Here is a 24,576-nt window from a genome sequence, read left to right on the forward strand (position 1 = left end):
AGGAAAAGATGGGTTTTTTTCGTTTTTTAATGAACGACGTGTTGAGTGTACCCGCTGTGCTTGTGGGTTTGGTAGCTTTGGTAGGTCTTTTGATCCAAAAAAAAGATACCTCTGAATGTGTAAAAGGCTTTACCAAAAGCGTTCTGGGCTTTTTGGTATTGGGCGCCGGAGCGACGGTAATCGTCGGTTCGTTGGGACATTTTTCCGATATGTTCCAATACGGATTTAACATACAGGGAATAGTTCCTAATAACGAAGCTATTGTTTCCATAGCACAAAAATCGATGGGATCCGAAATGGCCTTAATTATGTTTTTCGGCATGGTAGTAAACATTTTAATTGCACGTTTTACTCCTTTAAAATACATATTTTTAACCGGACATCATACCATCTATATGGCTATTTTAATTGCGGTTATCCTTTCCGTAGGCGGATTAACCGGCTGGGTGCTTATTTTGGTCGGTTCGTTGATTTTAGGATTTGTTATGGCCGTTTTCCCCGCATGGGCGCAACCGGTTATGCGTAAAATCACCGGCACAAACGAAATAGCCTTCGGTCACTTCGGAATACTCGGCTATATGACGTCCGCATATGTCGGAAAACTCGTAGGCAAAAATTCAAAATCAACCGAAGAAATCCAGTTTCCCAAATGGCTCGGCTTTTTCCGCGATACGCCCGTTGCCATTTCCGTAACAATGGGTATTATTTTTATCATTTCCGCCATTGTCGCCGGCCCCGAATATGTACAAACAAATCAAAGCGGCGGACAGAACTTTATCGTATTTGCAATTTTACAATCCATTACTTTTGCCGGCGGTGTTTTTATCGTTTTATCCGGCGTCCGTTTGATTCTCGGTGAAATAGTTCCGGCCTTTACCGGTATTTCTCAAAAACTTGTTCCCAACGCAAAACCGGCATTGGATTGTCCGGTCGTATTCCCCTATGCCCCCAATGCCGTTCTCATCGGCTTTTTGGCAAGCTTTTTAGGGGGTATTTTGGGAATGCTTTTGTGCATAGCATTTAAGCTTCCGATTATTATTCCCGGCGTTGTTCCGCACTTTTTTTGCGGAGCTTCGGCAGGTGTATTCGGAAACGCTACCGGCGGACGCAGAGGTTGTTTTTTCGGCGCCTTTATACACGGTTTGCTTATAACATTTTTGCCGATTATTCTTATGCCCTTACTCGGAAATTTGGGATTTGTCAGTACAACTTTTAGCGATTCCGATTTCTGTATTGTCGGTATTTTGTTGGGCGGAATTATCAGTATCTTCAAATAAAATCCGAAAAAACCTCAAATCACAGATGTTTTGAGGCGGGATTAAAACAAGGGAGGGCTTAAAACCGAAGTGTTTTAAGCCCTCTCGACATCTTTTTATCTATTCTGTGGAATAAAATAATTATGAACACTTTAAATTTAGCTGAAAAAGCTCATTATATTCGCTGTAAAAGCCTTGAAACGGCTTATTATACCGGAGCGGCACATATAGGAGGCTCTCTTTCTACCGTAGAGATTCTAACGGTTCTTTACTATAAAATTATGAATGTGAATCCGGTAAATTTTAAAGAAAAAGCACACGATCGCTTTATTTTAAGCAAGGGACACGGCGCTTTAGCGTTATATGCGATTTTGGCCGATAAAGGCTTTTATGCTGAAAACGAACTCCATTCCGTAAAACGGTTCCGCGCTCTTTTGCAAGGACATCCGATAAAAACCATTCCGGGCATTGAAATGAGTTCCGGATCTTTAGGACAAGGCATTTCTTTCGGTATAGGAAAAGCAATAGCTTTAGAGCGGCAGCATAATACGTCCCGCGTTTTTGTTCTCGCCGGCGACGGTGAAATGCAAGAAGGTCAAAACTGGGAAGCTTTGCTTTTAGGAGCAAAATGCGGATTAAAAAATCTTACGGTTATAGTCGATGCAAATAAATTACAATTGGACAATACAATTGAACGGGTATTATCTTCCAACACCGCTTTAAAAGAAAAATTCGCGGCTTTCGGCTGGGATGCTTTGGAAGTAGACGGTCATAACATCGACGAACTTGAAAAAGCCTTTGAATGTAAACCTTCCGACAAACCTAAAGCCGTTATCGCAAACACAGTAAAAGGCAAGGGCGTTTCTTTTATGGAAAACGCACTCGAATGGCATTCCGCCAAGATAAGCACAGAACAATTACTGAAAGCCGGAGCCGAACTTAACTACAGCTTTAAAATACCGGAGGGAAATCTATGAAAGCACCGAGAGATGTATTCGGCGAAACAATAACGGCAATAAGTGACGATTATCCGAATTTGGTTGTTTTATGCGCCGATTTGGCGGCAGCCACAAAGGCAGGTGTGTTTGCCGTACAACATCCTGAAAAATATTTGAACGTCGGAATCTGTGAGCAAAACATGATGTCGGTTGCTGCCGGCCTTGCAAGCGAAGGATTTATCGTTTGTGCATCCACCTTTGCCGTCTTTGCTGCCGGCAGGGCCTTTGACCAAGTCCGCCAAAGTATTGCCTTTGATTCATATAATGTGAAGATAGCGGCAACACATCCGGGGTTGGCTGTCGGAGCCGACGGAGCGATTCATCAATGTTTGGAAGATATTGCTTTAATGCGCAGTATTCCGAACATGACGGTTTTATGCCCTTCCGATGAAATAAGTACGGCCGAGGCGGTAAAAACCGCATTACAGACACCGGGACCGGTGTATATACGTATCGGCAGAGCGGAATTACCTAAATTATATACAACCCCCTTCCGCTTTGAAGTCGGACGCTCTTACGTATTGCGCGAAGGCCGGGATATAACTTTAGCGGCATGCGGAATTATGACATACCGTGCGCTTTTACTGGCGGATAAATTGGCTCAAAAAAATATCTTTTGTGAAGTGTTGGATTGTTCTTCGATAAAGCCGTTCGACACAAAAACGCTTATACAATCGGCAAAAAAAACCGGTTGTGTGATGACCGTCGAAGACCATTCCCGGTTTGGGGGACTCGGTTCTTGCGTGGCAGAAGTTTTGGCCGAACAGTATCCCGTTCCTCTTAAAATAATAGGTACAAACGATTGTTTCGGCGAATCCGGAGACAGAGAAACCTTGTTTGATGCATACGGTTTCGGTTTTGACGATTTAACCGCTCAGGTTGAAGCTTTAATAAAAAAGAAATAAGCGTTTATTCGAGTCCGTTATGTTTGCATAAATCCCCGATTATACACTCGGTGCATTTCGGGTTTCGTGCCGTGCAAACATAACGCCCGTGCAAAATAAGCCAGTGATGCGCATGATTCATAAATTCGGCTGGGATACACTCAAGCAGGTCCCGCTCAACTTGGAGCGGCGTTGTACCGGCGGAAAGCCCTATCCGCGGCGAAATGCGCAAAAGATGCGTATCTACCGGCATAGTCGGTTCGCCGTAAACGACATTCAGCACAACGTTTGCCGTTTTACGTCCGACACCCGGCAGGCGCTCAAGGTCTTCGCGTTTTCTCGGTAATTGTCCGCCGTACTCATCGATAAGCATACGGCACAAACCCATAACATGTTTTGCTTTTGACCGGTACAACCCGATAGTTTTTATATAGGAAATCAAACCGTCTTCGCCCAGCTCAAGAATTTTTTCGGGAGTATCCGCAATTTTATAGAGGGCCTCAGTCGCCTTGTTTACACTTTTATCCGTTGCTTGGGCGGAAAGCACAACCGACACCAATAGGGTAAAATAATTGGGCGCTTTTAATTCGGTAGCAGGAGAAGGATTATGTTCTTGAAAGCGCCGAAAGATTTCGCCGATTTCTTGTGCACCGGCTTTTACAAACCCGTTATTTGACGGCATTTTTTAAGGCTTCGGCTTTATCCGTTTTTTCCCAGCTGAATTCCTTTCGTCCGAAGTGACCGTACACGGAAGTATTTTGGTATATCGGTTTTTTCAAATCAAGCGTTTGAACGATACCGGCAGGAGAACAGTCGAATACGCGCTTTACCGCTTCAACCAATTTGTTTTCCGGAAGTTTTCCCGTACCGAAGGTGTCAACCATAATCGAAACGGGAAAGGGAACACCGATTGCATACGCAAGCTGCACCTCACATCGATCGGCAAGTTTCGCCGCTACAAGATTTTTAGCTATATAGCGCGCCATATACGCCCCCGACCGGTCTACCTTTGAAGGATCCTTTCCGCTAAAAGCACCCCCGCCGTGCCTGCCCATTCCGCCGTAAGTATCCACGATAATTTTACGGCCGGTAAGACCGGTATCGCCTGAAGGACCGCCGATTACAAAGCGCCCGGTGGGATTGATAAAGAATTTCGTTTTTTTATCCAAAAGACCGGTCGGCTCCAAAACAGGTTTAATAATTTCTTCAATGATGCCTTCCGTTATCGTTTTATGCTTTACATCGGGACTGTGTTGATGCGAAACGACAACGGTATCGATGCGGACGGGCTTATGCCCCTCATATTCGACCGTAACTTGGCTTTTTGCATCGGGACGAAGCCAATTTATAGTCCCGTCTTTACGGATTTTTGAGGCTTTGCGCAAAATCTTATGTGCATACATAATGGGAGCGGGCATAAGTTCGGGCGTTTCGGTGCAGGCAAAACCGAACATCATTCCCTGATCTCCGGCACCCTGCAAGCCTTTAAATTCTTTTAAACCGGTACCCGCAACCCCCTGATTAATATCGGGAGATTGGGCATGAATGATATTTAAAACCGCCATAGAGTCGCAATCCAAACCGTAAGCGGCATCCGTATATCCGATGTCGCTCGTTATTTTTCGTGCCAAAGACGGAACATCCACAAAGGTATGCGTTGTAATTTCACCTCCGACTAAAAGCAGGGCAGTTGACGCAAAAGTTTCGCAGGCAACATGACTTTCGGGGTCATCTTTTAAACAGGCATCCAAAACGGCATCGGAGATTTGATCGCAAAGCTTATCGGGGTGTCCTTCTCCGACGGATTCCGATGTAAATAAGTATTTTCCCGACATATAAACTCCTTGCAGAAAAAAGAATTTTAGCGTAATTGCAAAATAAAACTACACAAAACGACTTTTTACTATTATAATACAATAGATTCTTTTTGGGAATATGTAAAAAATTTTACAGGAGGACTTATGGCCTTAAAAAAAACATACACTAAAACCGGAAAAAAATGCAGCGTTACCTTTTCTCTTCCTGCCGAAGCAGCACACGGCGCGGAAAAAGTATGGCTGTGCGGAGATTTTAATAATTGGAGCACATCAGAAACCCCGCTTAAAAAGCAAAAAAACGGCTCGTTTTCCGTAACGCTCAGTCTTGAAAGCGGCCAAGAATATCAATTCCGCTATCTTATAGACGGAAAAACATGGGAAAACGATTGGGCGGCAGACAAGTATTTGCCGGCACCCTTTTCCGCTACAGACAACTCGGTAGTATGTGTGTAATACAATTACCGAATTGAAAAATCTTCCGAAAGCAATATGCTTTGTGCATAAATTGCCGGGCTTACCGTAATATTTTTTTCGCTGTCAATACAAAGGCCGTCCGTGTTTTGTGTACGCAGTAAATTCATTCCCCGTTCTTTACCCATAATAAAAACGGCCGTTGCAAGAGCATCGGCATCCATAGAAGACTTATGTATTACGGTTACCGACATAAGACTGTTATCGGCAGGTTTGCCTGTTTTATAATCCAACAGATGATGAAAAACCTGCCCCTGATATTCAAAAAAGCGTTCGTACACGCCGGAAGTAACAACGGAAACATCCTTTACGCTCAGAGCAATTACGGGAGCCGCCGCCGAATTAAAGGGATTTTTTATACCCACCGTCCACGCAGCGCCTTCTTTTTTTTCACCGACTGCATAAATATTTCCGCCCAAATCGACAATCGCACTCTTTATATGAAAAGATTTTATCATTTTTGCAATTTCATCGGCGGCATACCCCTTTGCAATACCGCCCAAATCCAATGCGGTTCCCTCTTTTGTAAGGTAGACGGTTTTTTTTGTTTTCCCGCTTTTTTTATCGGCAAAATCACAATCTTCTTCTTTTAAAACAACGCTATGCCAATCGCACAGGGGCAGCGTATCGTCAATTTCCGTCTGAGTAGGTACGCGGGGATTATCGCTTCCGATACTCCATAATTTTACCAAAGCACCCGCCGCCGGGTTAAAAGCACCCTCGGTTAATTCGGCAAAATATAAGGCTCGCTTTATTACCTCAAAGGTATCGTCGTGCACTTCTACCGCTTCAATACCCGCAGCAGCGTTGATACGCGCAATATCGGAAGAGGGAATATTCATGCTCATGTGCGATTCTATGTGCGCAAGACGTGCAAACAATGCATCATAATATGTTTGCCGCCCCTTTTCGAACAGCTGAATTGTGCACACGGTTCCCAATACCGGACGCGTTTGTGCAGATAAAGCCCTTTTATTGCAGGAGGTAAAACAAAACAAAACACATACCGTACATAAAAACGGTACACACATAAAACCAATACGGCGTTTATAAATCGATGTATGCATATACATACTATAACGGTTTTCGGTCTTTTATAAAAGCGATTATACAGATATAATATACACATGACTTTATCGACAAAAACCGCAAAAATTATAGTTGAAGAAATAAGCGGAATCATCGGTCGGCAAATAAATATGATGAATGCCGAAGGCATTATTATTGCAAGTACCGATGCCGCACGGGTCGGAACATTTCACGCTGCGGCAAAAAAAATCATCGATGAAAATTTAAGTGAAATAACCGTACACAGCGATACCGAATATGCAGGCGCTTTGTCCGGAACGAATATCGCCGTACGATTCAAAGGAGCGCCGGTTGCAGTTATCGGCGTTACCGGACCTTATCAGGAAGTGGTAAAGTACGGTCAAATGCTCAAAAAAATGACCGAGATTCTTATGCGGGACGAATATTATAAACAGCAAAGCGATACGGACAAACGCATAAAAAACCGATTTTTAAATGAATGGCTGTACGGTTCTCCGGAAACGATAGACCGCCGCTTGGAAAATCGGGGGAAGTCTTTGGGCATTGACATCAGTATTCCGCGCCGCGTCGTTGTTTTTGAACCGGTTGTACAAATTCCGGAAACAACGGATATCGGAGGAGCAAACGCCGCTCTTTCCGATTCGGAAATTGACGGAGCGCTTAAACCGTCGGAAATACAGCGCCATATAGACAACACATGGAAAACGCTGGGCACAATAATCGGTCATGAAAAAAATGCGGTAATGCTTGTTTCCGGTACCGTATTTATTTGTGCGCTAAGCAGCCGCAGCGACAAACAACTGCTTGATTTTGTACGTACCGTGCGCGACTCCATACAATCGAAATATCCGGTAATATTGGCGGCGGGATTGGACAGTAAAACCGACGATTACCGTTTAATAAACAGCGCACGATTAAAAGCGGAAAAAGCTTTAAAAACATGCTTGCGTTCCCCCTCAAAGGAACCGCGGCTATATGATACGATAAATATGGAAATCTTTTCCGGCGAAATACCGGATCCCGTAAAACGGGAATACATTACCCGTATTTTTAAGTCCTATAGCGAAGAAGACATACGATATTGGATTAACCTGTTGGATACTCTGTACCAAGAAGAAGGTTCGATAGCCAAAACGGCAATACGGCTTTTTATGCATAAAAATACCCTTCAATACCAATTAAACAAATTAAAACAAAAAACCGGTTACGATCCGCGCTCTATCCGATTTTCTTCTCTTTTTTACAATGCCATTCATTTTTACCGCGATATTGAAAATCGCTGATATATTATACATTCTAAAATCGGCACAGTCCGGTTATTTATCCGCTAAAATTTGTTTTACAGAACACAAAAGCCTTATAATTATTGGTCTTTATACCATATGAAAAGGATTAAAAATCACGTATACTGATTACGCTTATGTAAAAACACATAAGCGCTTGTTCGGAGAGTACCGTATAATGTAAGGAGAATAATGTGAAAGCTCTTGTAAAATATGCCGCAGGCCCCGGAAATATGGAGATTCGGGATGTTGAAGAACCGAAGGTAAAACCCGGCTATGTTAAAATCGAAGTTAAAGCAACGGGAATCTGCGGTTCCGACATACACATATTGCACAGCGATATAGCAATTCCGGTACGCCCGCCTGTTATTACAGGCCACGAATTCAGCGGAATTGTTGTCGAAGTGGGTGAAGGGGTAAGCTCATGCAAGGTCGGCGACAGGGTAACGTCGGAAACCGCGTATGAATATTGTAACCGCTGTGAAAATTGCAAAAACGGCAGATACAATTTATGTAATCACCGGAAAACGCTCGGATATTGGTATAACGGAGCCTTTGCAAAATACACACTCGTACCGCAGGACAGGATTCATTTGCTTGCGGATTCCATTTCCTTTGAAGAAGCGGCTTTGTTGGAACCGCTGGCCTGCGTATGTCACGCCGCAATGGATCTGGCACAAATAAAGCCCACAGACCTTGTTCTCGTAACGGGTCCCGGCCCGGTAGGTCTTATGACACTGCAAGTAGTAAAGGCGCACGGTGCAAAGGTTATCGTTTCCGGCACCAATGCCGATGCCGCGCGTCTTAAAAAAGCCGAAGAGTACGGAGCGGATTTTATTATAAATGTTCAACAAAACAATTTAATTGAAGAAATACAAAAAATAACCGGAGAAAAAGGCGTCGATATTGTATTCGAATGTTCCGGCGCGCCTGCGGCAACTCGAACAGGTATTGAAGCGGTAAAAAAGTACGGTCAATTTGTTCAAGTAGGCCTTGCCGGTGCTCCTTTTGAATTTGATTTTGCCCGTATTTGTTATAAAGAAATAAAAGTTACGGGTTCTTTGGGATCTATTTGGAATTCTTGGGATTATGCCATCCGTATGGCGGAAAATAAACAAGTCAAATTAAAAGACCTCGTTTCGGATATTTTTCCGCTGGAAAAATGGGAAGAAGCCTTTAAAAAATTTGAAAACAAAGACGGATTGAAAATATTAATACAAAATTAGTTGTTTGACAGTTTTGATTAATTCGAGTAGTATATCGTATACCGTATATACTGTAAAAAAAATCTTTTTTAGCAGGATCTTAAGGAGGAATGTAAAGTATGGCAACGAAAATAAACGATCTGCTTTCAAATCCTAATCGAAAATTTTCGGAAACGGAGCTATCCGCTCTTGCGGCATATTTCCGAAAATACATGTTTGAAATATTGCATAGTCGGGGAACGGGACATTGGGGAGGAGCCGCATCCGCAGCGGAAATAATTACCGCCCTTTATTTTAACCGCTTACATATCAACCCCGAAAAACCGGATTGGGAAGACCGGGACAGATTTGTCTTAAGCAAGGGACATGCATCGGTAAACATTTATACGATTTTAGCTCATAGAGGCTTTTTCCCCGTAGCCGATTTAATGTCGTTTAGAACACTGGGTTCTCCCCTTCAAGGACATCCCTCAATGACAAAACTCAAGGGTATAGATATGTCAACCGGAGCTCTCGGACACGGTATTTCCGTCGGACTCGGCATGGCGCTTGCCTCAAAATTGCAAGGTAAAAAATTCTGGACCTATGTTCTTACCGGTGAAGGCTGTCTTAACGAAGGCCAGTCATGGGAAGCTTTAATGATGGCTGCGAAATACAAGGTTGAACGCTTAGTTCTGTTGGTAGACTATAATAAGGTTCAGCTTGACGGTACGGAACAGGAAATTATGCCCTTGGATTCTCTTAAAAACAAGCTTACTTCTTTCGGATGGCATGTTAACTCAAAGGCTTATAACGGGCACAAAGTACAGGATGTTCTTGATTCCTTTAAATGGCTTGATTCCGACAACGTGTGGCCGAAGGCCGTTATATACGATACCGTCAAAGGAAAAGGAGTTTCTTTTACGGAAGGAAAAAATACCTGGCACGGAGCCGTCATTACCGACGATGCCTATGAAAAAGGCATGGTTGAGTTGGAAAAAGACCTGGCAAAAAAGGAGGCTTTACTATGAGTCTTGCGATGAGAGACGCTTTTGGAAAAAAACTTGCGGAATTGGGTGCCGTCCATCCGGAACTTGTTGTTTTGGATGCAGACGTATCTTCTTCGACAAAAAGTAATATATTTGCGGAAAAATATCCCGACCGATTTTTTAACTGCGGTGTGGCCGAAGCGAATATGGCCGGTGTTGCCGCCGGACTGGCGACTTGCGGGTTACGTCCGGTTATCAATGCATTTTCCATTTTCCTTTCTTTAAAAGCGACCGACCAAATTCGAAACGATATTTGCTACAATAATCTTCCCGTAATTATTGCAGGAAGCTACGGCGGCCTTTCGGATTCCTATGACGGTGCAAGCCATCAATCCATTACGGACATTGCTATTATGCGGGCCTTACCCAATATGCAGGTTATTGTTCCCGCCGATTCAAATCAAGCCGAACTTGCTTTGGAATATGCATTACAGCAAAATGGCCCTGTTTTTATACGGATAAACAGAAACGCACTGCCCGAATTACCCGGCAAAAAAGATTTTACCGAAAAAAAAGTAATAAAATGTACAACCGGTACGGATATTACGATTGCGGCAAACGGTATTACAGCTTCGTTTGCTATGGAAGCCTTTGAAACCCTTAAAAAACAGGGCATACATGCGGAAGTTTTTTCGGTTCCCTTTGTAAAACCCTTCGATATCAAACCCATCGCTGCCAGTATAAAGAAAACCGGCAAGCTTTTATGTATTGAAGAACATGTACTTAAAGGCGGCTTTACCGGAGCTGTTTGCGAAGAGCTGATGAAAAAGAAGATTACGTGTGAGTTTGACGCTATCGGTATTGAAGACACCTTTACCGAAACGGGAGACTATTTTAAATTACTTGCCGCCTACGGACTAAGCGCAGGTAATGTTGTAAAAAGAGTTAAAAAACTCTGTAAAAACCATTAATATTAAGGAGAATACACCATGGATCAATTGAAAGAAGCTTATCGGCTTTTAAAAGAATGGAAGGGCGATTCCTATGTTTTCGGATTGTCTGTTATAGACCAAATCGGGAAAATAACCCTACGTTTCGGTAAAAAGGCTCTTTTGGTAAGCAATACGACATATATGAAACCCTTTGCCGATACGGTTGTAAAGTATCTGAACGAAAGCGGCGTAGAATTGGCCGGCGGATGTATATGCCCCGATGCAAAACCCAATGCACCGCGCGAAGACGTTTACAGAATCGAATCCTATATTTTACACACAAAACCCGATTGTATTATAGCCTTAGGCGGAGGTTCGACAATCGACGCTTGTAAGGCGGCTTGCGCGCTTGCAACGCTCGGCGCAAAGGTAACGCCTGAAATCGATCACTATTTCGGAACCGGAGTCGTAACAAAAGAATTGCAAGCAACCCAATCTAAAATGATTCCGCTGATTGCAATTGAAACCTCCGCTTCTTCCGGCGCACACCTTACAAAATACGCCAATATTACGGATCCGGTAGTCGGCCAAAAAAAATTAATAGTAGATGAATCGATTGTACCGAATGTTGCGGTTTTCGATTATTCGGTAACAAAATCGATGCCTGTAAAAGTTACTATCGACGGCGCATTGGATGCAATTGCTCATACCTTTGAAGTGTTTTGCGGCGCAAAAGAAGCTTCGTATGATAAAACAAAGGAATTGGCCGAATGTGCAATAAGTTTGTGTGCCGAATATGCCCATAAATTAATAGCGAATCCTTCGGACATGCAAGCACGTGAAGCAATCGGTTTGGCAACCGACTTAGGCGGATATGCTATTATGGTCGGAGGAACATCCGGAGCGCACTTAACGAGTTTTTCGCTGGTGGATATAGTAGGACACGGAACCGCCTGCGGTATAATGAATCCCTACTACGCCATTTTATACTCCAAGGCAATCCAGCCTCAATTAAAAGTTGTTGGAAAAATATTCAAAAAATTCGGCTACACAAACGACGATGTGGACAATTTGTCGGGTAGAGATTTGGCCGTATCCGTTGCAAAAGCAATGATTGCATACGGTAAGAGCATCAACGCTCCGACAACGCTCGGCGAAATAGAAGGATTCACCGAAGAACATATCAAAAGAGCTTTGTCCGCCGCAAAAGATCCCCAATTGGACATGAAGCTGCGAAACATGCCCGTTCCCATGAATGCATCCTTGGTCGATGAATATATGGGGCCGGTTCTTCGCGCCGCCGTTTCGGGCGATATGTCTATCATTAAAGAATTGTAAGCTTAGGCGGCTTATTGCCGTAAAAGCTGTTTTTTAACGATTTTGTAAAACGGAGTACGTTCGGAGGTATCTAAAAATCGATATTTTTAGATACCTCCTTATTTTTATAGGAGCGGAACTTGTTGTTGAACACTATTATATTATATGATAAAATAATTGCAGATGAAGATTAGCCAAATCAAAAGAGTGAGCCTAAGCGAACAGGCTATGAATATTATAAAAGCAAAAATTATCTGCGCAGATTTTAAGTCCGGCGAAAAGCTGAGAGTTGATATACTTGCCGAAAAACTCGATATAAGCAGAACTCCCGTACGGGATGCTCTTAAAGCCTTAGTCGAGCAAGGCTTGGTTATGTACAACGGAATTCATTATGAAGTATATGCTCCTACAATCGAAGATTTGGAAAATCTTTTTTCGATACGCGGCTGCCTCGAAAGCTTTGCCGTAAAGCATGCCGTAAAAAAAATAACCGCCAGTAAACAAACCGAATTACAACAGATGCGTTCCGAAGGAAACCGGCTTGTAGAATCGAATCAAAAAGAAAGTTTTCTTGAATATGACAGAAACTTGCATGATTGGATAATCCGTGTTGCCGAAAATCAAAAATTGGAGAGCATCATTAAGGGAATTCAGGATCAGTGTTGGTTGATTAGAAATAATTTTTTTCGGCAATATGACCCGAACATTGAAACGGCGGCAATGCAAGAACATATACATATTATAAACCTTATGCTCAACGGAGAAGCGTCCGCCGCAGGCAGCGCAATGGAAGAACATTTGTTGAATTCCGCACAAAGAATGAAAAGCGCTTTTTTAATAAAAAAATAGAAATATAGACCGCTTCAAAAGGCCGGTATTTCAAACAGGACATTTTATCCCGAAAATAAAAAACGGAGCCGGCAAAAATACCGTCTCCGTTTTTTATACGTTCCAATCTCTTTTTGTGCTTAAATCAATAAAAGATATCGATAAGAAAGGTTGAAAAAAACGGCACAAATGTAAGTAAAAGAAGATCTATAATCAACATAATGTAAAAGGGTACGGATTCTTTTATAAAATCCTTTGTTTTACATCCGGTAACTCCGCACGTTACAAACATTAAAGTTCCCATCGGGGGTGAAAGGGCGCCGATAGAATTATTAAAAATATAAATCATTGCAAACTGAATTTCATCAATGCCGTATGCGGCGGCAACCGGTGCCAAAAGGGGCACAAGTACTATCATTGAAGCATTTCCCTCAATAAACATACCGATTAGTAATAAAAATACGTTAACCAGTATCAAAAACGTATATTTATTATTTATATGCGTAATCATCCATGCCGTCAATTGCTGCGGTATTCTTTCTTTTGTGAGCACCCACGAAAAGACGGTTGCCGCCGCAACAATAAGCATAATCGATGCTGTGCTTTCTATTGTTTCTTTTAGAGAGTTTTTTATACCGCTCAGCGTAAGATCCTTGTATGCAAATCCTAAAATTATGGAATACAAGATGGCAACGGCGCCCGCCTCTGTCGCAGTAAACACACCGATTCTGATTCCTCCGATTATAATGATAGGTAAACACAGAGGCGCGATAGCCGGAAAAAGAGATTTTTTAAATTCTTCTTTTTTGAGCGGTTCCGTTCTTAAAGGTTTGTATCCGCGTTTTTTTGAAATTTGTGCGACAAAAAGCATTAACGAAACACAAAGCAAAGTGCCTACTCCGAAACCCGAAATAAACAGCTTGCCTATGGACACATTGGCAATACATCCGTATATTATCATTGCAATGCCCGGCGGTATTATCGGCGTTATCATAGAACTGACCGCCGTAACTACAGTTGAAAAAGCTTTTGAGTAGCCGTTTCGCTCCATTTCCGGAACCAACATTTTAGCTTCCATTGCCGCATCGGCAAGATTTGAACCGGATAAGCCTCCCATCAATGTAGACAAAAGAACGTTTACTTGCGCAAGTCCGCCGTTCAAACGGCCTGTTACGAGCGCACAAAAATTCATAATTCTTCTTGTTACACCCGTATAATTCATACAAGTTCCGGCAAATACAAAAAACGGAATTGCCAATAGGGTTATGCTTTCCGTGCCGGTAATGAATTGCTGTGCAAAGATAACCGGGCTTATTCCTTCATTAAATACAAAATAAACCATTGAACCGGCGAGAATAGATATAAAAATGGGTACTTTTAAAAAAAGAAATAATAATAAAACTACCGCTGAAATTGCAATAATACTAGTCATTGTTTCCGCCTTTTTTATTCCTGTAGTGCGCATAGGTTATGTATATATGTGAAATTATCATGTCGGCAGATGCAATCGGAGCGGCTAAGTATACAAACCACATCGGAATATCAAGCATCGGAGTTGTTCTTGCATTAAGTATAAACATTCGAATATAACCTAAGCTTTGATAAAAAAAATACGACATAACGCCTATAAAAACAATATCAATGAAAATGTTTATAATATTTTGAATTTTCAAAGGAAATAACTCAACTATAATTTCAATTGCAACATGACTGCCGGATCTAAGTGCGGGGGCTGCACCGAAAAAAACAACCCAAACCATACAAAAAAGCTGAACTTCTTCAAGCCACGTAAACGGTTTTCCGAATATATACCGCATAACAACTCCCATTACCGTTAAAAAAACCAAGGTACTCAAAGTAATGCCTGCAAGTATGTAATCAACTTTCTTTAAATAGCCGAGATATTTCCTTACCATAAAACACGCTCCAACAATTATTCCATTGCTTTTAAAACTTTTTGATATAAGCCTTCCGACCAGTTAAATTCTTTTCCGTGGTCATAAAAGCTTTGTGCCTTAGCCTTAAAGGCGGCCAATTCTTGCGGGCTTAAATATTTTACCGTACAACCTTCGGCAACCATTTTATCCAAGTATTCTTTATCGGCACTCGCTTGACATTCATTATTATATAAACCGGCTTTGTTTCCCGTACTGATTAACAGCTGCTGTTGTTCCGGTGTCAGCGATTTGAAAAATTGATTCGACGTCAGCCAAGAAACAAGCATTTTTACATGTCCGTCAAGCACAAGATATTTTGCCACTTCATGCAGTTTTCTTCCGTACAGAGTCGACAACGGGTTTTCCGCTCCGTCTATCGTTTTGGTTTGCAAAGCTTGATATACGTCGCCTAAGCTCATACCGGTTGCAGTGCAGCCTAAAACATTCATTCCGATTGTTTGGATTTTATTGTTGGGAACGCGGATTTTTAAGCCTTTAAAATCTTCTACTTTGTTAACCGGTTTTGTGGTTAACGTATGTCTTTCGCCGTATACCCAGTTTGAAGTCAAAATTTTTAGACCCTTTGTTTCAAGCTTTTTACATTGTTCGGCATACCAGGGACTGTCTATCAATTTCCAGCACTGATCCCAGTTGTCAAACAAAAAGGGCGATACTAAGATTCCGAAATCGGGTACTCCGTATTCGGCATAAAAAGAACCTTCGGCAATTGTAATTACCGGCTCTCCCAAAAGCATCGAGTCTATCAATTTATTTTTTGAACCCAATTGGCTGTCCGGATAAATTTCAAGCTTCATTGTGCCCTTGCTTTCTTGTTCAAGGAGTTCTTTCCATTTTTGCACCGCCTGTCCTACCGGTTCATACATTGCGTTTTCAAAGCCGATTTGTATTACAACCGGTTTTCCGGCTTTGGCTTCCTGGCTACCATTAGCAAAACCGATTCCTAAAGCTAATGCCAACACACTTAATACCACTACAAATTTTTTCATCTGTTCCTCCTAATCGTTTATTTGTAGTAAATTCTATTTCAGTTCATTTCGAATCCGCCGTCAACATTTAATGTTTGACCGGTGATATAATCCGATTCTTTTGAACATAAAAACGCCACCGCATTTGCCATTTCTTCAACGGTACCCGCCCGCTTAAGCGGAATTCTGTTTATAAAATCTTCGGTTTCTTTTAAAACGTCTTTATTAAATGCAAGGCTTTTTTCCTGCACATTTTTTTCCCACATCGGCGTTTTGACAACACTTGGAGATATGGCATTGACATTAATACCGAAGGGAGCAAAGGCTAAAGCGGCCGACTGCGTTATGCTGATAATCGCCGCCTTCGAAGCCGCATAATGAACTTGCAGTTCACGCCCGCGCCTGCCTGAAATGGAAGAGCATAAAACGATTTTACCGTAACAGTGCGTACTTTTTTTTGCATTTTTTACGGAATCCGGTACTTGATCGACCATTTGTTTTGCTATTTTTTGCAGACAAAAAACCGTTCCTTTTTGATTAATGTCGACAATAAAATCCCAGTCCTTTTCCGTAACGTCAAGCAGGGGTTTGCTTTGACACACGCCGGCAACATTAACCAAAATATGTATATGCCCGAATGAGGCTACAGCCTCCGAAACGAGATTGTTGATGGAATCGATTGATGTCAAGTCCACTTTGACGGCTTTTGCCGTACCGCCGCTGTCTTTTATTTCATCAACCGTTTGCAACAAACCGTCAAAGTTTAGATCGGCACAAACGACCGCAGCTCCTTCCGCGGCAAGCCGTATCGCGCACGCCTTCCCGATACCGGAAGCGGCTCCTACGACAACGGCCGTTTGATTTTCCAAATGATACATAGCTTCATCCTTTTATTTTATATAATTAAATAAATCATCCGCCGCTTCAAAAAGAAAAGCGTCAAGTTTGGCGCTCAATTCGTCTTTGAAAAAATCGGAAACATCATAAAATTTGGCTCTATTTATAAATTGCCCCTTATCGTCCCTCATGCCGACAATGGCAAAGCCGTATTCAAGAAAGAAAAAATGCTCCGGCGAAGGCGATTGAGTTTCGTACAATTCATGCCGCTTGAGTGCGTTTATTGCAAACGGCGAGCCTTGAGCGGCACATTTTTTCGTATATTCATATGTTTGAGTATACCAATCGGTAAAAATCTCAGGATGCACATCGGCTAAAACTTTACCGTATAATTGCTGCAATGAAGGCGATAGTTTAAAATTAATTTTTCCGCGCGAAGCCGATCCGAATATTCTTCTGGTTGCCTTACTTAAATCGTCGCCGGAATGGCAATCCAGCATAAAGCCGTACTTATTCGCCATATTTACCTGTGCCGAGATTCTTCTTTCCAGCATTTCAAGCCCGTCGGGACATCTGTAATCCGTGCATTTTTCAACGCCGAAATTCGGGGCCAAATGTGTAACCGGCATGTTCCGCCGCCTTATTTCTTCCATTAAAAAAAGCAGTTCTTCGTTTGTCGTAATCGTATCGAAAGTTCTGACGTCGGGCGGATTTTCATCAATGCTGAGTTCAACATCAAAGGCTTCACCCTTTTTAATATGTTTAATATATGCGATAAGTTCTTCTACATGATTAAGCGCTTCCCAATACTTTCCAATCATTCTGGAAATCTGAGCATCGTCAAATTGATATACTTGTTTTCCGATTACCTTTTTTTGCCGATGGAAAAAGAAAACATCTGTGCGCAAAGTCTTGCTCGGCAGCACAGTGCGGACTATTGCTTCGCACGAGGCGCAATCTTTTATCCACATAGCATGATAATTAAGTATATCGGAAACATCCAACGTATAAAAAGAATAATATTTGGCTGCATCTATAAACTTTTTTGTCCGTTCAATGCCTTCACTGCCTCGTTTTACTTGAAGGTGATCCGCATCCGCACCGTATTTTAAGTCGTATTCGCTTATCAGCGCATTATAAACGCCGTATGTCCATAAACCTTCAAAGGAACTGCCGCTATGCCCTTCCGGAACGGGGCCGAAACTGAAAAGATGGTTTGTTCTGGGCGGAATACCGGCTATAAGATCGTTGAGCAAATATAATTCACGAACCGAATTTTGAATAAAGTTTGCGGCAAAATCGCCCCTGTTCATCGCTCTAAAAATACCCGGCCAAAGACAAGTTGTATGCCGAACACCGATTCCGAGCCGCGGCACGGAACCGAGCGCCTTGGGGCCTTTTCGCGAATTGATAAGGGAAACATAGGTATGCAGCACATCATCCGTTACGGGAAAAACCTCGAACTCATCTTTTTCGGCAACAGGCTTTGTATTAAAAATCTTTTCATTTTTACCTTGCGCGATAATGACGCTTTGGCCGTCCGGTAAATCTGCGATAACATAAGAATTGCCTTTGTATACGGATAATGAAAGATCGTGTATCTTTATAGTATCCGACACAATAGCATGAGTGTCCGCTTTATAAGTTATTTGTGCGGATTTTACCTGTTCGGCTGCCTTTTCCCGATCCCATGTCAGCGTATTTAAGATAGCAGGATTCACGGTCGGGTCAATTCTCAGTTTTCCGAATTCATATTCTTTCATATTATGCCTCCTCAGGTATTAACATATCCATTTTTGCCGCTAAAGCTTTATACGAGTCCAAAAATTGACTTAAAGTAGCGGCAATGGGCGGCCAATCGATTATTTCGTTTTCATGCTCGATATCAAACGGAATGTATCCTTCGGGCCGTGATTCCGTGCCGTCTGCCTCATACCAGTATGCTTGGGAAAATTGAGAACTTTTTTTAAGAACACCGATATATTTTTCATCGGTTTTTTTAAACACCGCATCTAAAGATATTTCCCGTTTTGCGGCATCAAAAACCTGCCGGGCATTCGGAAAGATTGTAATTAACGGAGAACCCCATAATTCGGTTAAATCGGGAATATCGGTTCCGTAATCTCTTAAAGACGCATTCATAATGCGAACCTTCTTTTTATCCAGCTCCAATCCGCCATCGGCTTTTTTTGCATATAAAACCCGATACAAGCGCCTTGTTATTTCAACCCCCGTAAAACGGTAGGAAAGATCCGTTTCGGGGACACCGGATTCGAGCAGTTCATCTCTGACAGGGAAGGCAATTCTGCCGTTCATAATAACGAGATTGTTTATCAACGCCTTGCTTTCCTTAAAGATTTTTGCAAACGCAAGCGCTTGAAACAAGCCGTATTCAAGTGTGATAGTGGCGCTTATTCCTTCCGCACCAAGACGTTCCGCAACTTTTAGGCCGGCGGGAAGACCGGGCAGTTTAAAAGATACGTTCGGTATTCCGCCGAGGCGTTTTTGCAGCACTTTATATACAAACAGTACTTCGCCGAGCATCTTTTCGCAGTCGCGGTGATTTAGCGGATTAACTTGATAACAGCAATAACCGGTTTCTCCGCCGGCGGTTAAAAAGATATCTCTGAGCATTTTGCAGTTTTTTTCAACGACTAAAAGAGTTGCACACGCACAGAGTTTTTCGGTTTTTGTCATCCAACTCGGAGCTTCGGCTAAAAGCTCTTGTTCTTGTTTTAAAAATGCTTTTAAAGCATTTTGCCAATAGCTTTCATCAAGCGCCCATGCCGCATTTATCAACGGAGGATTTGTAGTAACAAAAGAAGCACCCAGCCACAACGTTTCCTGTAAAAAATCGCCGAAATCGTTACCGATTATAATACGGTCGGGATGAGAATTTGCCAATCTTGAAATTTTCGCAAGATTTGAAGAACAAATGAGTTCCGCCGTATTTTTACAATATTCAACAAGGTTTATTCCGCAATGCTTTTTTGCTAAAGCTTTTTGTAAGTCCGGTTTTATTTTTTCCGCTTCATAGCGGTTAATCGTTCTGGCTGTCAATTTTTCGATAACTTCTTTTGAGCGTGCGGGAGCTGAAGCCTCCAGCTTTTCCAACAACGCTAAAACAGCTTTTTTAGCACGCTCGACGGCATCCGCATCTATCGTTTTTTCAACATGCCACATACAATATGCACCTGACAAGTCTATATACAAAGTTGCCAATTCTTCAAGTATTTCGGCTTGCCCTTCTTCGGAATTCAAGAATTTATTTTCAAAAAACGACAAAACGTGTTTTACATCCTTATCCCATGAATGGGCTTGCGAATAAAACAAAAGATAGTTTCTAAGTTTTGTAATATTTTGTTCCTGTAAAAACGTATCCTGTTTTTGATTTTTTACATATTCCTCTTTAAGCAGCGCATATTGGAAAGACATTTTTTTCTCCTGTTTCGTATTTCGTATACAGTATATTATACGGCCAGAAATTTCAGTTGTCAATGTTTTTATTTTGAATTCGTTGAAATTTATAAGCAGCGGCTCAGTAAAATTGTAAAACGCTGCGGTAAAAGTGTAAAACACTTGCGTACCCCATATCCCTTTGTCTTAGAGAACATAAGAACGGTTTAATTATTGGTCTTTAAGCCATATTCGAAGATAAGTAAAAGGTGTATACTATGCTTACTAGAGAGGTATCGATATGAAAAAAATTCTGCTTATTCCCGATTCATTTAAAGGAACCATGAGTTCCGCACGCATTTGCGCGCTTATGAAAGAGGCGGTTCAGGATATTTTTCCGACATGCGAAACTCTCAGTATTCCCGTTGCCGACGGGGGAGAAGGCAGCGTCGATGCTTTTTTGGAGGCCGTCGGCGGTACAAAAGAAAAGACTGTTGTAAAAAATCCTTTTTTTGAAGATATGGAAAGTTTTTACGGCATTTTGAACGGCAGCGATACCGAAAAAACGGCCGTTGTGGAAATGGCCGCTTGTGCCGGACTGCCCCTTGCCGCCGGAAGATTAAATCCCCGTATTACAACCACCTACGGAGCCGGCCAGCTGATTGCCGACGCCTTGGCAAAGGGCTGCAAAAAAATAATTATAGGCTTGGGCGGCAGTGCGACAAACGATGCCGGCTGCGGAACAGCAGCCGCTTTGGGCGTTCAATTTTTCGATAAAAACGGCAAAAGCTTTGTGCCCGTCGGCGGAACGCTTAAAGATATTGCACGCATCGACACTTCAGCTATCGACACACGTATTAAACACTCCGATTTTACCGCCATGTGCGACATAGATAACCCCTTATACGGCGAAAACGGCGCCGCCTACATTTTCGGTCCACAAAAAGGCGCCGATGAAGCTGCGGTACGGGAATTGGACGCGGGTTTGCGCCATTTAGCCGAAATTGTCAAACGCGACCTCGGTATCGATAAAGCCGATTATCCGGGAGCGGGAGCCGCCGGCGGTATGGGCTACGGTATGCTTTGTCTTTTAGGCGCTCAATTAAAAATGGGCATAGAAACCGTATTGGATACAACCGGATTCGACCGCCGGCTTGCAAATGCAGACTGTGTTTTTACCGGCGAAGGAAAAATCGACAGCCAAAGTTTGCGCGGCAAAGTCGTTATCGGCGTTGCGCGGCGCGCAAAAAAAGCGGGCGTTCCGGTTATCGCAGTTGTAGGAGATGCGGAAAAAGGCCTTGATGCCGCTTACGACACGGGGGTTACTGCCGTATTCAGCATAAACCGCCTTGCCGTTCCTTTCAGCGAAGCGAAAAAAACCGCCGAAGCCGATTTGTCCGCTACTATGCGCGACATTTTGCGCTTAATGCGCATGTGTGAAAAACGCACCCGTTAATACGTTTTTTATTCGGTCAGTTCTATTTGATTTTTTTCAACACCGAGGATACAACTTTCATAATAGCCGTCGCCGGTAGTCCGCCGCCCGCTTAAAACCTCGTATCCGTCGGATTTCAGTTTTTCCGTAAGGGTATCCACCTTTTCTTTGCTCCCCACGCTGAACGAAAGATGAATGTAGCCCGTGCGCGCACTATTTTTTTTATCGTCCGTAATTTCGGGTTTTGTCATTATTTCGAGCCTCGAACCGTCATCGAAGGAAACAAAATACGAGCGGAAATTCGTTTTTTTATAGTGCAATATGGTCTATTTTCATGATAACTCCTTTTTACGGATTGAGCAAAATTGATATGCACGGCTATATAATCACTTCCTTGTTAAAAGCACACAAGAGCCCAATTTCTAAAAAATATTTTATAGCCGCCCTTATTCCATAAGATCAAAAATTCTTCGTTTGTGTAATATCTGTTGCCGGCGTACAGGGGCTTGTCCGTAACGGTTTTTCGCGGATTGTCTTTTGTTTTTTCCTGAAGCGAATCATAAGCCATTAATCCGTGCTCGTCGTACCCTATAATTGTCACATAATGCTGAATATGTTTGACTTTTATCAAAACTATAACGGGACGGCCTTCGAACACTGTATTTTTTATCCAATCGATTTTTTCACTGTCCGATTTATTCTTTAAGACAAATTCCTTTGTGCTTACACGATACTTGTGCAAAAGATTTATTAGGCCCTGAGGGAAGGTAAGATTTTTATGCATTCTCCACGTCATTTCGGCCGCAAGCTTTTCGGGATTATATGTTTGATTTTTTAACACGTTTAATACCGCCATAACCGCATAGGGACCGCAATTATTCAGTGTTTGCCTGTAGAACAAAGCTTTATCCATATGCAGCCCCATTGTGTTTTGCACGGGAATCGATTCGGATTTTATATAAGAAGGAAAAGAACGCCCGAAACAAAGCAGAGCAAAAATCGAAAGAAAAAAGACTCCGGGAAAGACAAATAATTGATTTTTTTTTCAGACAATTAAAAGAAGTTCCTTTTTTGCTTATTATATAGACAGTCAAGTCCATATAATAAGCAAATCAGTGTAAGCCGCTATTTTTCCAAAGTATTTAAATAGTCCTGAGCATCACGAACATCGTTCTCTGCCGCCTCTTTAATTAAAGCCAATCCTTTTTCTTTATTCAGAGGTACACCGTCACGTCCCTCAAACTGCATAACTCCTACCAGATATTTTGCATAAGGCACGTTGTCATCTGCCGCCTTCCGCAAGTTTTTCATTCCTTGTTCTATATTTTTTTCTACACCGTTTTCTCCACGTAATTGACATTCACCCAGCCGCAACATAGCATATGTATTACCTTTTTGCACGGCACTGATTAACTGTTTTTTTCCTTCCGGTATATTCTGTTCGCAGCCTGCTCCGACCAAGAGTAAAAAACCATAGTATGCCTGCGCTTCTACATTTTTTTTATAGCCTTTCTCAAAAAAGGAAAATGCTTTTTTCGGATCTGCGTCACACCCGTCACCGTTCAAATACAGAACACCTGCCAGCAAAGCCGCATCGGCATTTTTATCAGCCATCATTTCCGCTTTTTCTAAAGCTTGGGTATATCTTTTTTGGTTAAATAACTCCCATGCCTCTTCAACTCTTTTTTGGTTAGCCATTGCATTCCCTTTTATTACTCCGATTATAACAGGAATGATAACGATAATTACAACCAACAGCGCAATAACACCTTTTATTCCGTAGTTTACACCTACCATTATAAAAACTGCGATAATAACAAAACCTAATAATGATGTTAGGCAGCCGCCATTGTTTTGGGAACCGCTCCCCTTGTTCCCATTCAACATTTTTCCTAAAATTAACCCTGTTAAAAAATTTCCAGAACTTTTGTTCATTTTTATCCTCCTTTAATGTTATGAACTAAAGACTCTAAACGAGTTCTAAAGCATGTGGCCGTAATTTTATATTTTTTAATAAAATTTGTCTATGATAATATCATGTACTTTAATTAACGCAGCTTTATAAAGATTTTATTATTTCAAATATTTCCGAGCTCCGATTTCCGTAAGAACTGAAATAAAGAATTCTTTCAAAATGTTTTTTTGCTTTTCAACATCGATGCTCTCATTACACAGGATATTAAATTTATTATCTTTAAGGGTAAACCAATAATCTCCGTAATTCCCGTCAGGCGATTTAATCGGTTGGTCAAAATATTCCGTGCCGCGGCCGTTTGCTATTAACGTTTCTATATTCTTCCGAATACAATCGGGAACCCATGTATCGGCATCTTTTAAACCTATATAAATTTTCTCAGGGGAAAAATAAAGTCCAAACCAAAGATATAAATCTTCTTTATAAAAAAATTGTCCATAGTAATTGCTGCAAAAAGACTTACTCGAATTATATTCCCAAAAACCGAATTCCTTTTTAGCAATATATATCAGATTATTATAAAAGTCGGGTAAACTCGTACAAAGATTTAGATTCATAGCTTTAAATTCCTCTATCCCTATCACCATTTTAAGATATTCGATATAACCTGAAATCAAACTGTTGTTGTGTATTAAGCCTTTTTTAACTATAGCATCGCAGAAGCTTCCCCATGTTTTTATAGTCCAATCCTGCACTTCTTGATGAGGATAATTTGCAATAAAAGCATATTTTGCATCGGGAAAATCTTTTCTATATTGATCAAAGTGCTGATTTTTATCGTATATTTTTACTTCAATAATTCTTTCCTGTCCATGCATATCACATAGGTAAAAATCAGGTCTGGAGTTCTTGACTGCATATTCGCGATTTATATCCTCAACACTTATTTTTTCATCAAAGCAAAACTCAAAAAAGAAATCTCTGAATTTTTCATCCGCCCTACATAACGCATATGTGATGTCCGATAAGTCATTTTCTTTATTCATTCTTTCGGCAAGAGC

Annotated in this window: 24 protein-coding genes; 11 read left to right on the top strand and 13 right to left on the bottom strand. The window is 41.8% G+C overall.

Going from position 1 to position 24,576, the window contains the following annotated elements; genetic code table 11:
- Positions 1–8: 8 nt before the first annotated feature.
- From H0R92_RS06320 to H0R92_RS06330, 3 genes are all read left to right on the top strand, one after another.
- Positions 9–1,277, top strand: a complete 1,269-nt coding sequence (locus tag H0R92_RS06320) for a PTS ascorbate transporter subunit IIC (protein ID WP_432962266.1) — start codon at positions 9–11, stop codon at positions 1,275–1,277.
- A gap of 122 nt (positions 1,278–1,399) precedes the next feature.
- On the top strand, positions 1,400–2,233 hold the full coding sequence (locus H0R92_RS06325) for a transketolase (protein WP_432962268.1): 834 nt from the start codon (positions 1,400–1,402) through the stop codon (positions 2,231–2,233).
- The gene (locus tag H0R92_RS06330; protein WP_432962270.1) at positions 2,230–3,159 is read left to right on the top strand and encodes a transketolase family protein; all 930 of its coding nucleotides are present in this window, start codon (positions 2,230–2,232) and stop codon (positions 3,157–3,159) included. Before H0R92_RS06325 ends, H0R92_RS06330 begins: the two co-directional genes overlap by 4 nt.
- Positions 3,160–3,163: 4 nt before the next feature.
- Here H0R92_RS06330 and nth read toward each other — a convergent pair whose 3' ends face one another.
- A complete protein-coding gene (nth, locus tag H0R92_RS06335; RefSeq protein ID WP_432962272.1) occupies positions 3,164–3,820 on the bottom strand; it encodes an endonuclease III in 657 nt (218 codons plus the stop codon).
- Positions 3,807–4,973, bottom strand: a complete 1,167-nt coding sequence (gene metK, locus H0R92_RS06340; RefSeq protein WP_432962274.1) for a methionine adenosyltransferase — start codon at positions 4,971–4,973, stop codon at positions 3,807–3,809. Before metK ends, nth begins: the two co-directional genes overlap by 14 nt.
- 126 nt (positions 4,974–5,099) lie before the next feature.
- Between metK and H0R92_RS06345 the strand changes: the two genes are divergently transcribed.
- Positions 5,100–5,408 (top strand): isoamylase early set domain-containing protein, encoded by a 309-nt coding sequence (locus H0R92_RS06345; RefSeq protein ID WP_432962276.1) that lies wholly within the window; start codon positions 5,100–5,102, stop codon positions 5,406–5,408.
- Positions 5,409–5,413: 5 nt separating this feature from the next.
- Here the strand turns inward: H0R92_RS06345 and H0R92_RS06350 are convergent, their stop codons facing one another.
- Entirely contained in the window at positions 5,414–6,493 is a 1,080-nt protein-coding gene (locus H0R92_RS06350; protein ID WP_432962278.1) for an FAD:protein FMN transferase, read from the bottom strand.
- Between the two features lie 60 nt (positions 6,494–6,553).
- On the opposite strand from H0R92_RS06350, the gene H0R92_RS06355 reads away from it, so the two are divergent.
- The 6 genes from H0R92_RS06355 (at position 6,554) to H0R92_RS06380 (ending at position 13,030) form a co-directional block, all read left to right on the top strand.
- Complete coding sequence (locus tag H0R92_RS06355; protein ID WP_432962280.1) at positions 6,554–7,759, top strand: CdaR family transcriptional regulator; 1,206 nt, start codon at positions 6,554–6,556, stop codon at positions 7,757–7,759.
- Between the two features lie 194 nt (positions 7,760–7,953).
- The gene (locus H0R92_RS06360; protein ID WP_432962282.1) at positions 7,954–8,985 is read left to right on the top strand and encodes a zinc-dependent alcohol dehydrogenase; all 1,032 of its coding nucleotides are present in this window, start codon (positions 7,954–7,956) and stop codon (positions 8,983–8,985) included.
- A gap of 98 nt (positions 8,986–9,083) precedes the next feature.
- A complete protein-coding gene (locus tag H0R92_RS06365; protein WP_432962284.1) occupies positions 9,084–9,974 on the top strand; it encodes a transketolase in 891 nt (296 codons plus the stop codon).
- Positions 9,971–10,903 (top strand): transketolase family protein, encoded by a 933-nt coding sequence (locus tag H0R92_RS06370; RefSeq protein ID WP_432962286.1) that lies wholly within the window; start codon positions 9,971–9,973, stop codon positions 10,901–10,903. The genes H0R92_RS06365 and H0R92_RS06370 overlap by 4 nt, the downstream gene beginning before the upstream one ends.
- An 18-nt stretch (positions 10,904–10,921) precedes the next feature.
- Positions 10,922–12,202 (top strand): iron-containing alcohol dehydrogenase, encoded by a 1,281-nt coding sequence (locus H0R92_RS06375; RefSeq protein WP_432962288.1) that lies wholly within the window; start codon positions 10,922–10,924, stop codon positions 12,200–12,202.
- A gap of 162 nt (positions 12,203–12,364) precedes the next feature.
- Complete coding sequence (locus H0R92_RS06380) at positions 12,365–13,030, top strand: GntR family transcriptional regulator (protein WP_432962290.1); 666 nt, start codon at positions 12,365–12,367, stop codon at positions 13,028–13,030.
- A 124-nt stretch (positions 13,031–13,154) separates the two neighbouring features.
- Here the strand turns inward: H0R92_RS06380 and H0R92_RS06385 are convergent, their stop codons facing one another.
- The 6 genes from H0R92_RS06385 to H0R92_RS06410 are packed head-to-tail and all read right to left on the bottom strand — an operon-like array spanning position 13,155 to position 20,204.
- On the bottom strand, positions 13,155–14,441 hold the full coding sequence (locus tag H0R92_RS06385; RefSeq protein ID WP_432962292.1) for a TRAP transporter large permease: 1,287 nt from the start codon (positions 14,439–14,441) through the stop codon (positions 13,155–13,157).
- Positions 14,434–14,925 (bottom strand): TRAP transporter small permease, encoded by a 492-nt coding sequence (locus H0R92_RS06390; RefSeq protein ID WP_432962294.1) that lies wholly within the window; start codon positions 14,923–14,925, stop codon positions 14,434–14,436. The genes H0R92_RS06385 and H0R92_RS06390 overlap by 8 nt, the downstream gene beginning before the upstream one ends.
- A 17-nt stretch (positions 14,926–14,942) precedes the next feature.
- Positions 14,943–15,953, bottom strand: coding sequence for a C4-dicarboxylate TRAP transporter substrate-binding protein (locus H0R92_RS06395; RefSeq protein ID WP_432962296.1), 1,011 nt, complete (start codon positions 15,951–15,953; stop codon positions 14,943–14,945).
- 38 nt (positions 15,954–15,991) lie between these two features.
- Positions 15,992–16,810: an SDR family NAD(P)-dependent oxidoreductase gene (locus H0R92_RS06400; protein ID WP_432962298.1), complete on the bottom strand. Its 819-nt coding sequence runs from the start codon at positions 16,808–16,810 to the stop codon at positions 15,992–15,994.
- 12 nt (positions 16,811–16,822) lie between these two features.
- A complete protein-coding gene (locus H0R92_RS06405) occupies positions 16,823–18,532 on the bottom strand; it encodes a tagaturonate epimerase family protein (RefSeq protein WP_432962300.1) in 1,710 nt (569 codons plus the stop codon).
- A 1-nt stretch (position 18,533) separates the two neighbouring features.
- Positions 18,534–20,204, bottom strand: coding sequence for a transaldolase family protein (locus H0R92_RS06410; protein WP_432962302.1), 1,671 nt, complete (start codon positions 20,202–20,204; stop codon positions 18,534–18,536).
- 262 nt (positions 20,205–20,466) lie between these two features.
- Here H0R92_RS06410 and H0R92_RS06415 point away from each other — a divergent pair, with 262 nt between their 5' ends.
- Complete coding sequence (locus tag H0R92_RS06415) at positions 20,467–21,621, top strand: glycerate kinase family protein (protein ID WP_432962304.1); 1,155 nt, start codon at positions 20,467–20,469, stop codon at positions 21,619–21,621.
- An 8-nt stretch (positions 21,622–21,629) separates the two neighbouring features.
- On the opposite strand, the gene H0R92_RS06420 is transcribed toward H0R92_RS06415, so the two are convergent.
- The 4 genes from H0R92_RS06420 to H0R92_RS06435 all read right to left on the bottom strand — a co-directional run bounded on the left by H0R92_RS06420 (position 21,630) and on the right by H0R92_RS06435 (position 24,561).
- Positions 21,630–21,920, bottom strand: coding sequence for a VOC family protein (locus tag H0R92_RS06420; protein WP_432962306.1), 291 nt, complete (start codon positions 21,918–21,920; stop codon positions 21,630–21,632).
- A gap of 77 nt (positions 21,921–21,997) precedes the next feature.
- Positions 21,998–22,513, bottom strand: coding sequence for a C39 family peptidase (locus tag H0R92_RS06425; protein ID WP_432962308.1), 516 nt, complete (start codon positions 22,511–22,513; stop codon positions 21,998–22,000).
- Positions 22,514–22,725: 212 nt separating this feature from the next.
- Positions 22,726–23,535 (bottom strand): tetratricopeptide repeat protein, encoded by an 810-nt coding sequence (locus H0R92_RS06430; RefSeq protein ID WP_432962310.1) that lies wholly within the window; start codon positions 23,533–23,535, stop codon positions 22,726–22,728.
- 138 nt (positions 23,536–23,673) lie between these two features.
- The gene (locus tag H0R92_RS06435; RefSeq protein WP_432962312.1) at positions 23,674–24,561 is read right to left on the bottom strand and encodes a hypothetical protein; all 888 of its coding nucleotides are present in this window, start codon (positions 24,559–24,561) and stop codon (positions 23,674–23,676) included.
- Positions 24,562–24,576: the final 15 nt, after the last annotated feature.

This window comes from Treponema sp. OMZ 840, from assembly GCF_050937815.1.
Lineage (GTDB): Bacteria > Spirochaetota > Spirochaetia > Treponematales > Treponemataceae > Treponema_C.